The organism is Mycobacterium pseudoshottsii JCM 15466, assembly GCF_003584745.1.
Classification (GTDB): domain Bacteria; phylum Actinomycetota; class Actinomycetes; order Mycobacteriales; family Mycobacteriaceae; genus Mycobacterium; species Mycobacterium marinum.
This window is the reverse complement of record NZ_AP018410.1, coordinates 1,402,677-1,414,925: the sequence shown is the minus strand read 5'-3', so window position 1 is coordinate 1,414,925 and position 12,249 is coordinate 1,402,677. Positions and strand designations below refer to the sequence as shown.

At 67.0% G+C, this 12,249-nt stretch carries 9 protein-coding genes and 1 pseudogene; 6 read left to right on the top strand and 4 right to left on the bottom strand.

Features of this window, described 5'->3' with window-relative positions:
* Positions 1-180: 180 nt before the first annotated feature.
* Together MPSD_RS06460 and otsB are read left to right on the top strand one after the other, a co-directional pair.
* A pseudogene (locus MPSD_RS06460) lies at positions 181-1,510 on the top strand (wax ester/triacylglycerol synthase domain-containing protein).
* Positions 1,511-1,561: 51 nt separating this feature from the next.
* Positions 1,562-2,734 carry a trehalose-phosphatase gene (otsB, locus tag MPSD_RS06455; RefSeq protein WP_020788482.1) on the top strand — a complete coding sequence of 391 codons (1,173 nt, stop codon included), beginning with the start codon at positions 1,562-1,564 and terminating at the stop codon, positions 2,732-2,734.
* A 13-nt stretch (positions 2,735-2,747) separates the two neighbouring features.
* On the opposite strand, the gene MPSD_RS06450 is transcribed toward otsB, so the two are convergent.
* Complete coding sequence (locus tag MPSD_RS06450; RefSeq protein ID WP_020788483.1) at positions 2,748-3,620, bottom strand: MaoC/PaaZ C-terminal domain-containing protein; 873 nt, start codon at positions 3,618-3,620, stop codon at positions 2,748-2,750.
* Between the two features lie 95 nt (positions 3,621-3,715).
* Here MPSD_RS06450 and MPSD_RS06445 point away from each other — a divergent pair, with 95 nt between their 5' ends.
* The 3 genes from MPSD_RS06445 to MPSD_RS06435 are packed head-to-tail and all read left to right on the top strand — an operon-like array spanning position 3,716 to position 7,476.
* Entirely contained in the window at positions 3,716-4,429 is a 714-nt protein-coding gene (locus tag MPSD_RS06445) for a histidine phosphatase family protein (protein ID WP_020788484.1), read from the top strand.
* A gap of 39 nt (positions 4,430-4,468) precedes the next feature.
* Entirely contained in the window at positions 4,469-6,481 is a 2,013-nt protein-coding gene (locus MPSD_RS06440) for an SDR family oxidoreductase (protein ID WP_020788485.1), read from the top strand.
* Positions 6,482-6,525: 44 nt separating this feature from the next.
* Complete coding sequence (locus tag MPSD_RS06435) at positions 6,526-7,476, top strand: nucleoside hydrolase (protein ID WP_015354755.1); 951 nt, start codon at positions 6,526-6,528, stop codon at positions 7,474-7,476.
* 72 nt (positions 7,477-7,548) lie between these two features.
* Here the strand turns inward: MPSD_RS06435 and MPSD_RS06430 are convergent, their stop codons facing one another.
* Both MPSD_RS06430 and MPSD_RS06425 read right to left on the bottom strand, forming a co-directional pair.
* Entirely contained in the window at positions 7,549-9,078 is a 1,530-nt protein-coding gene (locus tag MPSD_RS06430) for a DNA polymerase Y family protein (protein WP_020788487.1), read from the bottom strand.
* Between the two features lie 48 nt (positions 9,079-9,126).
* Positions 9,127-9,786 (bottom strand): hypothetical protein, encoded by a 660-nt coding sequence (locus MPSD_RS06425; RefSeq protein WP_020788488.1) that lies wholly within the window; start codon positions 9,784-9,786, stop codon positions 9,127-9,129.
* A gap of 169 nt (positions 9,787-9,955) precedes the next feature.
* Between MPSD_RS06425 and MPSD_RS06420 the strand changes: the two genes are divergently transcribed.
* Positions 9,956-10,585, top strand: a complete 630-nt coding sequence (locus MPSD_RS06420; protein ID WP_020788489.1) for a hypothetical protein — start codon at positions 9,956-9,958, stop codon at positions 10,583-10,585.
* Between the two features lie 67 nt (positions 10,586-10,652).
* Here MPSD_RS06420 and guaA read toward each other — a convergent pair whose 3' ends face one another.
* Positions 10,653-12,230, bottom strand: a complete 1,578-nt coding sequence (gene guaA, locus MPSD_RS06415; protein WP_020727355.1) for a glutamine-hydrolyzing GMP synthase — start codon at positions 12,228-12,230, stop codon at positions 10,653-10,655.
* Positions 12,231-12,249: the final 19 nt, after the last annotated feature.

Below are 12,249 nucleotides of genomic sequence, written 5' to 3'. Positions count from 1 at the left end.
ATGTTCGAATGCCGAGGGGGGTCGGAGCGAGCGATCGCTCAGCATAAAAGTGAGACATATCACCGCTGTTAAACACATCTTTAACTGAAAAACACGTTCTTAACCTGGCAGGCCTATCGCGCCCAACGCATCGGGACAGATACTGGTACTGATTCACAAACTGACGGGTGGGGACTTGTGATAGCACAATTGACGACACTGGACGCTGGCCTGCGCAGGGCCCAAGAACCGGACTGGGACGCAAGCCTGGCAATCGGCGCAGTCGCCGTGATCAACGGCGCCGTTCCCGACTTCGAACTTCTCAAAACGACTCTGGCACAGCGGCTTAGGTGAATCCCCCGGCACGCGCAGGTGCTGCGGACGCAATGGATCGACCAACCCGAATTCGATTTTGACGCGCACATCCAACGGGCGGCGCTGCCCGGGCCGGGCGACGAAGCGGAACTGTTTCGGGCCATCGCACACGCCCTGGAACGCCCCCTCGACTTGGACCGTCCGCTCTGGGAATGCTGGGTAATCGAGGGCCTCGAGCACAATCGGTGGGCGATCCTGCTCAAGCTCCACCACAGCAGCTGACGGTATTTTGGCGGTCCAGATCCTGACCAGACTCTGCGACGACGCCGACCACACCGGCGCAAATCATGTTGCCGTTAAACCGGTTCCGGATTCAGATGCGGGCGCGCGCAGCTGGCCGGACTCCCTGGCCACAGACATCGTCAAGGCGGCCGCGCGTGCCGTCAGCTGGCCCACGATGTGGTTGTCGTCGGCCGATTCGCCGATCACCATGCGCCACTACACCGCGGTTCGCTTTGCGCTCGCCGACGTGGACCGGGTGTGCCGCAAGTTCGGGGTAACCGCCAACGATGTTGCGCTGGCAGCCATCAGCGAGGGCTTTCGGACGATGCTGCTGCACCGCGGTGAACAGCCCCGCGCCGACTCACTGCGCACGCTGGAGAAACCCGCCAACCAGATCTCGGCCCTGCTGCCTTACCTGCCGGTCGACCAGAACGACCCGATCACCCGACTGCGCACCGTGCACAGCCAGCTGAACCCGGCCCCGGCCGCGGTCCGCACAAAATCCGCCAGTCTTGCCGATTACACGCCTCTTGCATTGTGCACCAAAGCTATTCAGACCTTGGTACGTCTCCCCCAGCGAAGTGTCGTGACGCTGGCAACCGATGCACCAGCGCCGCGCCACCGGCTCCAGCTGATGGGACAACCGATGGAGCAGGTGCTGCCGATCCCGCCGACTGCTCTGCAGCTGAGCACCGGAGTTGCCGTGCTCTGCTACGACGACGAGCTGGTATTCGGTATCACCGCCGACTACCAGGCCGCGACCGACCTGCGACAGCTTGCCGCCGGTATCGAACGGGGGATGGCGCAGCTGGTGGCACTCAGCCAGGACTCCGTTCTGCTGTTCGGCAAAGATCGCCGCAAGCGCAGGCACCGTAGCCGGCCCGGCGGGGTGGCGGGGCGGACGTTGGTGTCGCCGGCCCGGGTGCGACGCTGACCCGAAGCGACCCGTAAGAGACGGCATTGCCCACCATGAGAAGGTGGGATCATGTCGGTCACCATCGACCCGCGCCGCCATGATGCCGTCTTGTTCGACACCGCATTGAACTCGACACAAGCACTGGTCCGGCAACTTCAGCAAGCCCGCGTCGGCACCGCCACCTTTGCCTCCGGCGGTGGCGGGCACGACGCCGCGATCCAGGCCCTGACCGAATCGGCCGACCGCGTCGGCGCGCGGCCCGGCCGCTGCGTGGTCATCACCGCAGACGCGGCGAGCGTAGCCGCCGCCCGCGACAGCGGATTCGCGCTGGTGATCGGGGTGGACCAGGCCGGGCACCGCGACGCGCTACCTGACCACGGCGCCGACACCGTCCTCGCCGATCTGGACGAGGTGCGGGTGCGCGCCGGCGACCGGCACATGTCCGAGCTTCCCGACGCATTGCAGGCACTCGGACGACCCGACGGCCTGACCGTGCCGCGGCCCGCGGTCTTCTTCGATTTCGATGGCACGTTGTCCGAGATCGTCGACGATCCGGATGCGGCCACGCCGACGGCCGGCGCCGTGGCGGCACTGCAACAGTTGGCCGCGCAGTGTCCGGTAGCGATACTCAGCGGCCGCGACCTCGCCGACGTATCCCAACGCGTGGGACTGCCCGGAATCTGGTATGCGGGCAGTCATGGGTTCGAGCTGACCGCGCCGGACGGAACGCATCACCAGAACGAGGCCGCCGCGGCGGCGATACCGGTGCTCGAACAGGCGGCCGCCCAGCTTCGCGACCGGCTCGGGTCCATCCCCGGGGTGATGGTGGAGCACAAGCGGTTCGGCGTGGCCACCCACTACCGCAATGCCGCCCGCGACCGGGTGGGCGAGATCGCTGCGGTGGTGCGTGCCGCGGGCCAGCGCGACGGGCTGCGGGTGACGACCGGCCGCGAGGTGATCGAACTGCACCCGGACATCGACTGGGACAAGGGCAAGACGCTGCGCTGGGTAATCGATCACCTGCCTGATCAGCGGGCCGCTCCCCTGGTGCCGATCTATCTCGGTGACGACATCACCGACGAGGACGCGTTCGACACGGTAGGCCCCAATGGCGTTGCGATCATGGTGCGGCACAACGAAGATGGCGATCGCGCCACCGCCGCACTGTTCGCGCTCGAGAGTCCGGCTCGGGTTGCCGAGTTCACCGGACGGCTGGCGAGCCAGCTGTCGACGCTTGGGTGAAACGGCTGACGACTCAGCCCTGCACGTATTCCACCGCACCGTCATCGAGCACCACCCGGGCGTCGGACCCATCGGTGCCGGCCACCACGGTGCGATACGCCGCCTTGCCCGGCTCGGTGCGCCAGATCAGCGTGGTCAGCGTTTCGCCGGGAAACACCGGCTTGGTGAACCGCGCGTCGATCGAGGTGATGTTGGCGGCCACCCCGCCGCCCAGCTCGGCCACCAGCGCCCGCCCCGCCACGCCGTAGGTGCACAGCCCGTGCAGAATCGGCTTGGGGAACCCAGCCAATTCCTTGGCGAACCAGGGGTCACTGTGCAGCGGATTACGATCGCCGGAGAGCCGGTAGATCAGTGCCTGGTCTTCCCGGGTCGGCAGGACAACCCGGGCATCAGGCTCGCGATCGGGAATTTCCGGTGCGGCCGGACGCTCACCCGGCACTCCCCCGAACCCGCCCGCCTGGCGAATGACCAGCGTGGTGAACGTCTCGGCGATCAGGGTTCCGGTTTCTGGATCGGTGCCACGGCCGCGCAGCATGATGACCGCGTTCTTGCCCTCGCCCTTGTCCTGGATGTCGGCAACCTCGGAGACCACCGACAGCTTTCCCGCGGCGGGCAGGGGCGCATGCAGGCGGATGCCCTGGGAGCCGTGCAAGAGCATGGCGTGGTTGAACGTGCCGATCTTGCCCGCCGCCCCGAATGCCGGGCAACAGATCACCGCGTAGGTTGGCAGCACCTGCTGCGCGATGTCGTGGCTGTTCTCAGTGGTGAACGACAAGTCGTCGATACCCGCGCCGACGCCCAGTGCGTAGAGCAGCGTCTCCCGGTCTTTCCACTCGAACGACATCGGCTCGGTCGTCGCGCCAACGGCACCCGGATCGATCGCCATGCGGGTCTCCTCTCGATTGGGAAATTCGAGCCTTTTCTGCAGTCAACCATCGCAAACCCTTCCCACCGGTGCGGTCGGCAGGGCAGGCTATCGCCATGTCCAAGCGCAGCATGATCTGGAACACCTCCAAAGTCCTAGCTCTACTCGCCACGGCAATGCTGCTCGGCGCCTGCGGCGGCGGAAGCCCCCAGGCCCGCAGCATCACGCTGACCTTCATTCGCAATGCACAATCGCAGGCCGACGCCGAGGGGATCATCGCTACCGAGTTGCCTGGAACCGGACTGAGCTCCGACGGTAAAGATCAAGCGCAGCAGCTGACCCATCAGTTTGGGCGCAGCGAATTCGACAGCATCTACACATCGCCGATGGAGGCCGCCCAGCAGACCGCCGCTCCCCTGGCCAGAGAGTTGAGCAAGCAAGCCGAGATCGTTCCGGGCCTGCAGTCCATCGATGCCGGCTGGTACAACGGCAAACCCGATTCGATGGCCGACCGCACCTACATGGTGGCGCCGGTCAGCTGGATCGACGGCAACGTCGAAGCCAGCATCCCCGGGTCAACCTCGGGCAGCGATTTCAACAGCCGATTCACCGGCGCCATCCGCAAGATCTACGACGGCGGCCACAACAAGCCGGTCGTGTTCTCCCAAGGCACGGCGATCATGGTGTGGACGCTGATGAACGTGAAAAACCCCAAGACCAACCTGCTCAACACCCATCCCCTACCGAACATCGGCCGCGTGGTGATCAGCGGCAATCCGGCAACCGGCTGGAAGCTGGTGGACTGGGACGGCATCCGTAACTTCGGCTGACCGGTTGACGGGTGCGGCCGCGGCCGCCACCATGGCTGCATGCGGTATGTCGTTACCGGCGGTACCGGGTTTATTGGGCGCCGCGTCGTGTCCCGTCTGCTACAGAGCGACGCCGACGCACGGGTGTGGGTCCTGGTACGGCGCCAATCGCTGAGTCGTTTCGAACGCCTCGCCACCGACTGGGGCGATCGGGTCAAACCCTTGGTCGGCGAGTTACCTGAGCTGCCGGTGACCGAGCAGATCAGCGCCGAACTGGGGCAGATCGACCATGTCGTGCACTGCGCGGCGGTCTACGACATCACCGCCGGGGAGGACCAACAGCGGGCCGCCAACGTCGATGGAACCCGCGCCGTGATCGAGCTGACCCGGCGACTGGACGCGACATTGCACCACGTGTCGTCGATCGCCGTGGCCGGCGACTTCGCCGGCGAGTACACCGAGGCCGACTTCGACGTCGGCCAGCAGCTGCCCAGTCCGTACCACCGGACCAAGTTCGAGGCCGAATTGCTGGTGCGCTCCAGCACCGGGCTGCGGTACCGCATCTACCGCCCGGCGGTCGTGGTCGGCGACTCACGCACCGGCGAGATGGACAAGATCGACGGCCCGTACTACTTCTTCGGCGTACTGGCCCGGCTGGCCGCGCTGCCGTCACTGACCCCGATCCTGTTGCCCGACACCGGACGCACCAACATCGTCCCGGTCGACTACGTGGTGGATGCGCTCGTCGCCCTGATCCACGAGGACAACATGGCATTCCCGAACGGGCGGACCTTCCATCTGACCGCACCACAATCGGTGGGATTGCGCGGCATCTACCAAGCAGTGACCAAGGAGGCCGGACTGCCCCCGGCGCGGGGGGTACTCCCCGGCTCGGTGGTCACCCCGGTGCTCAAGGCACGGGGCCGCGCGAAGGTGCTGCGCAACATGGCGGCCACCCAGCTGGGGATTCCCTCCGAAATCTTCGACGTCTTGGACCTCAAGCCCACCTTCATCAGCGACGAAACGCAGAAAGCGTTGCGCGGCAGCGGTGTGCGACTGCCCGACTTCGCCGGCTACGCCCCCAAGTTGTGGCGCTATTGGGCCCAACACCTTGACCCCGACCGTGCCCTCCGCGACGATCCAAGGGGCCCGCTGGTGGGCCGGCACGTCATCATCACCGGGGCATCCAGCGGCATCGGGCGAGCTTCGGCGCTCGCGGTCGCGCAACGGGGCGGATGCGTATTCGCGTTGGCCCGCAACGCCGACGCGCTCGACCAACTGGTCGCCGAGATCCGCGCGGGCGGCGGCCAGGCCTACGCTTTCACCTGCGACATCACCGACTCCACCTCCGTCGAACACACCGTCAAAGACATCCTGGGCCGCTTCGGACATGTCGACTACCTGGTCAACAACGCCGGCCGGTCGATTCGCCGCTCGGTGGTCAACTCCACCGACCGCTTGCACGACTACGAACGGGTGATGGCCGTCAACTATTTCGGCGCGGTCCGGATGGTGCTGGCGCTGTTGCCACACTGGCGCGAACGACGTTTCGGGCATGTCGTCAACGTTTCCAGCGCCGGGGTGCAGGCTCGCAACCCCAAGTACAGCTCGTATCTGCCCAGCAAGGCGGCGCTGGACGCGTTCGCCGACGTGGTCGCCTCCGAGACGCTGTCCGACCACGTCACCTTCACCAACATCCACATGCCTCTGGTAGCCACCCCGATGATCGTGCCGTCGCGACGGCTCAACCCGACGCCCGCGATCAGTGCCGAGCACGCGGCCGCCATGGTGGTGCGCGGACTCGTCGAGAAGCCGGCGCGAATCGATACCCCGCTGGGCACGCTCGCCGAAGTCGGCAACTACGTCGCACCGAAACTGTCCCGGCGGATTCTGCATCAGCTCTATCTGGGCTACCCGGATTCTGCTGCAGCACGAGGAATCTCGCCGCTCAATGACGCTCAGGAGCACCGGCCGGTGCGCCGCCCCAAGCGGCCGGCCCTAGCCGTGACGGGCATGCGGATCCCCAGACCCGTCAAACGGCTCGTTCGGTTGGCACCCGGCGTGCACTGGTAAGCGGACTCCCGATTCCGGCCCGGCCGCGGCGTATCGTTGCCGCGGTGAACCCCGTGTTCGTCGACGCCGACACCGGCATCGACGACGCGCTGGCGTTGATATATCTGTTGGCCAGCACCGACGCCGATCTGGTGGGCATCGCATCGACGGGTGGAAACACCTCGGTCGATCAAGTGTGCACGAACAACCTCGGTGTGCTCGAACTGTGCCGGGCCGGTGACATACCGGTGGCAAGAGGCGCCGACCAACCACTAACCGGGCAGTGGCCGCATCGGGCAAACACGCACGGCCCCAAAGGTTTAGGGTATGCCGAGCTACCCCCGACCAACCGGGAGCTGGCCACCTATGACGCCGCGGCGGCTTGGGTGCGAATGGCACACGCCTATCGCGGAAAACTGACCGGACTGGTCACCGGACCGCTGACCAACCTGGCGCGAGCGCTGCGCGCCGAACCCGCATTGCCGGCGATGCTGAGCCGGCTGGTGATCATGGGCGGGATGTTCGACGCGGACGGCAACGATGTCGGGGCCGACTGGAACATCAGGGTGGACCCGGAGGCCGCCAGCGAGGTGTTCGCGGCCTGGACAGGGCAACAACGACTTCCAATCGTGTGCAGCTTGAACCTGACCCGCAAGGTTGCGATGACACCGGACATCCTCGCCAGGCTGACCTGCGCCGCCGGCCCGTCCGCGTTGACCCGGGTGATCCAGGACGCGATGCGGTTCTACTTCGAGTCCCACCGGGACCGCGGATTTGGATATCTGGCGTATCTGCACGATCCGCTGGCGGCCGCGATTGCACTCGACCCGCAGCTGGTGACGACCCAGGTGGCGACGGTGGACGTGGTGTTGGCGGATATTCCGACGCGCGGCATGACGGTTGCCGACCGGTCGGGGAAGCACCCTCCCAACGCGCGGATCGGGGTCAGCGTCGACCCGGCCGTATTCTTCGAGAGGTTCATCCAACGAGTCGCAGCGTTCGCGCGCCGAGCGTGAACTGGCTGCGAGACTACGGCCGGATTTTCACACCGGCGTCACGCTGGACACGGTTAAGACTGGTCTGCGGTGTCACTCGTAACTCCCTTCGAGGTACCACCGCCGCTGCCGATAGCACAGCAGTAGCGCGCGCTCGTCCCCCAGCAGCACCTGGGCGCGGGCGGTGCGGCCTTTACCGAGATCGGGGTCCCACCACCGTTCGTCGACTGGCCAAGGTCCGGCCCACCAGTGCAGCCGGTCATCACGGCCGCCGACGACCAGTCTCGCGGGGGCAGTGGAGAACATCCCCCGGCTGGTTACCCGTACCGGATTTCCTTGGACATCAAGCAATTCCACCGGGTCGTCGAGCAATACCGCCGGCGAGGGCGCGGGTAACTGCCCTGGCCAGGGCTGCCCCGGATCGGCCTGCGGCACCGGCTCATCGCCCAGCGCGGTCAACGTGATGCGCTCGGTCGGCCCGCGACCGCCGGACAGCACCGGCACCTGAACCGCCTCCGGACCGAGCAGGCCTTGCGCCCGTACCAGCGCGCGACGGGCCCGAAGCCTGTCCTCTTCGCCCAAACCACCCCACAACGGCAACTGCAGCGCTTCAGCGGACACCACTTCGAGCGCCTGCAGACGCAACTGCGTCACTGGCGCGGTGGGCCGGTCCCTGGCGTTGCGACTGCTCAGCCATCCGTCCAGCTGCCAGCGCACCCGGTCCGCGGTGGCCTCCTCGGTCAACGGCTCGGCACACCGCCACACCCGGGTGCGCTCTTCACCGCTGTCGGTGACGGCGTGAATGGCCAGCCGGGTGCACCCCACTCCGGCGGCCAGCAACGCCTGGTGCAGCTCACTGGCCAGCGCCCGGCCGGCGAATGCCGCGGCGTCGACCCGATCGATCGGCGGATCGCAGCGCAGCACCGCCCCGAGTTCCGGCGGTGGTTCGCACCCGGAGGGAAGGCGTTCGGGCTCGCCGCGGGCGAACCGGTGTGCGGCCACCGCGTCAGCGCCGAACCGGGAAGCGACGTCGGTGCGGGAGAGCGCGGCAAATTGTCCGACGGTACGAATCCCCATCCGCCACAACAAATCCGTCAGTTCGTCACGCCCGGGTCCGGACAGGCTCGGCTCGGCGGCGAGCTGACGGACCGAAAGGGCCGACAGAAACCGTGCATCGTGTCCCGGTTCCACCACACGCCCGGCCCGCGCGGCGAAGACCGCGGTGGACAACCGATCGGCAATCCCGACCTGGCACTCGGCGCCGGCGGCGGCCACCGCGTCGATCAACCGCTCGGCCGCCTGCTGCTCAGAACCGAAGAATCGCGCCGCTCCTCGCACCGGCAGCACCAGGAGCCCGGGACGCAGCACCTCGGCGCGGGGCACCAGATCGTCTACCGCCGCGACCACCCCTTCGAAGAAGCGAGCATCACGGTCGGCGTCGGCGGTCGCGATGTGCAGTTGCGGGCAACGGGCCGCCGCCTCCCGGCGCCGCAGCCCGCGCCGCACTCCAACCGCACGTGCTGTCGACGAGCAGGCAATCACCCGGTTTGCCAAAGTAACCGCGACCGGCGCCGTCACGGGCTGATCCGCGGCGGCCGCGGCCGCGACGGCGGGCCAGTCCATGCACCAGATCGCCAACACTCGGGAAGGGGGCCCTGAATTCACCCGAACTCACCCCGTTCGCACCCGGCCGATCGATCGTCCCGCACATATCCCGCTGACCTGTAACCGCACGGCGCTGATGCGCCCGAATCCCGGTGTCGGCGCGCCCCGGTTACCCACCGTGATCTCATAGCCGCAAACCCGGGCCTCCAACCGCGTCGGTGCCCCCTCCCAGTCACCGTCGGTGACTAGCAGGGTGCAACCTCTATGACGGGCCCGGGCCACCACCGCCCGCGCCCGTGTCCGTGACACCCGCTGGCCATCAAGGCCGAGCACCACCAGGTCCATGCCATCGACGAGCACCGCCGCCACCTCCACCGGATCCGTTCCGGGATCCGGGATGACCGCGAGCCGGCTCAGATCGGCCCCTATCTCCACGGCGGCGAGCAGTCCGATATCCGGCTGGCCGACAATGGCGGCGTTGCCACCGGCCGCCGTCACCGCGGCCACCATGTTCAGCAGCAGTGACCGGGCCCCGGACAGCACCGCTACCGTGCCCCGGGGCAGGGCCACCCCAGCCACCCCAGCCGGAATCGCCAGCGGGTCAGCGGAAGGCTCGACGGCTTTCCCAGCCGGCTTCCCGGACAACACGGCGATCTGCCGACGCAGCGATTCCAGCTGTTCAGCGCGGTTTTCGTGCCGCCGATCGGAGGCCAAAGCCGTGGTCATGACAGGCCTCCTACCGACTTTCCAACCGAGCATTTTCGAAAGTATGTTCGATAGAGTCGAGTAAACACCGGGGCCACGAACCCCGTCAAGACAGCCCTCAAACGCCCATGAGACGCTGCATTGTGCGGTCCCGAAGAACCCTCTCAGCGCTGGCGGCGCTCTTGGTGGCGTGCGGCGGCTCGTCTTCCTGGGTGGCGCCGGCCCCGCCAGAGGCGAGGAACCAGCATGCCGGCCGGCGGAGATATTCGCCACCAACAACACCGCCGTCAGCACCGATCCCGACTCCAGCCAATCGCACGACCAGTTGCAGCTGTTCGAGATGCAAGCTGCCGCCACGATCGCGCAAAACGGTGCGGCGATGACGGGATCGAGACTGGTCAATGGGGTGCTGTGGTCAGACGAGCTGCACCAGAACACCTACGAACGCTCGCGCGAATTCCACGTGTGCGTTGTCGATGCACCCACGTTGCACAACGTCGCCGAGGCGCTGCGCAACCAATTCGACCAGGGATCTGTGCTGACCTTCGAATACCTACCGCAAGGTGCGCCCGCGGCGGCGAATGCCTTCACCATTGACGTGCCGGACATCGATGCCCCGCGCTTGGGCCAGGCGCTGATGGCAGATGCGGTTGCCCGGGACCGACTGCTGGGCGGATCGATCAGCACTGACGACCACACCCTGATCCTGGTCGCCGGCAACGATGATGTGGATATCGCACGTCGGCTCGTCAACGAGGCCGGGGGCTGCTGGCGCGCCGCGACCATCACCTACGGCAGGCGCGAACTCGTCGAGACTTAAACCACCGCGACTCGCGCCGGCGCGTCTTCGCAACCGGTTAAGTGTCGCGGCACTCTTATTCCCACTCTTATTCCCACTCGATGGTGCCCGGCGGCTTGCTGGTGACATCCAGCACCACGCGGTTGACCTCGGGCACCTCGTTGGTGATGCGGGTCGAGATGCGCTCGAGCACCTCGAAGGGCACCCGGGTCCAGTCAGCGGTCATGGCGTCCTCGCTGGACACCGGCCGCAGCACGATCGGATGCCCGTAGGTGCGGTTGTCGCCCTGCACTCCGACCGAGCGGACATCGGCCAGCAGCACCACCGGACACTGCCAGATCTGGTTGTCCAGGCCCGCCGCGGTCAACTCCTCGCGCGCGATCGAGTCGGCGCGACGCAGCGTGTCCAGCCGCTGCCCGGTGACCTCCCCGACGATCCGGATGCCCAAGCCCGGCCCCGGAAAAGGTTGGCGCGCAACGATCTCCTCCGGCAGACCCAACTCCCGCCCGACCGCGCGCACCTCGTCCTTGAACAGCAGCCGCAACGGCTCGACCAGGGTGAACTTCAGATCGTCGGGCAGACCGCCGACATTGTGGTGGCTCTTGATGTTGGCGGTGCCGCTGCCTCCGCCGGATTCCACCACGTCCGGATACAGCGTGCCCTGCACCAGAAACTCGATGTCGCGGCCATCCAGCACATCGCGCACCGCGCCCTCGAACGCCCGGATGAACTGGCGACCGATGATCTTGCGCTTGCCCTCGGGGTCGGTCACACCCGACAGGGCCGCCAGGAAGGTGTCGGCCACGTCGACGGTGACCAGATTGGCCTTGGTCGCGGCCACGAAGTCGCGCTCCACCTGCGCACGCTCGCCGGCACGCAACAACCCGTGATCGACGAAGACACAGGTCAACCGGTCACCGATGGCGCGTTGCACCAGCGCCGCGGCCACCGCGGAATCCACCCCACCGGACAGTCCGCAGATGGCGTGGCCATCGCCGATCTGCGTGCGTACCTGCTCGATCAGCGCATTGGCGATATTGGCGGGGGTCCACCGGGCGCCGATCCCGGCGAAGTCATGCAGAAACCGGCCGAGGATCTGTTGCCCGTGCGGGGTGTGCATCACCTCCGGGTGATATTGCACCCCGGCCAGGCGTCGCTCCCGGTTCTCGAAGGCGGCCACCGCGGCACCGGCGCTGCTGGCCACGACCTCGAATCCGTCCGGGGCCGCGGTGACCGCGTCACCGTGGCTCATCCAGACCGGCTGGATGTCGGGCAAGTCTGAATGCAAGTCGCCGCCAAGGACTTTCAGCTCCGTCCGGCCGTACTCGCTGGTCCCGGTATGAGCGACCGTTCCGCCGAGCGCCTGTGCCATCACCTGGAAGCCATAGCAGATACCGAACACTGGCAGACCCAGGTCGAACAGCGCCGGATCAAGCTGCGGAGCGCCCGGCGCATACACGCTGGCCGGCCCCCCGGAAAGCACCAGCGCCAGCGGGTCACGGGCCTTGATCTCCTCGATCGAGGTGGTGTGCGGGATCACCTCCGAGAACACCCGCGCTTCCCGGACCCGGCGGGCGATCAATTGCGCATACTGCGCACCGAAATCCACCACCAACACCGGCCGGCCCACCGGTCCAGCCACATCGAGGTCAACGGGTTCTGCCACGGGCAATCAGTCTAGAGGC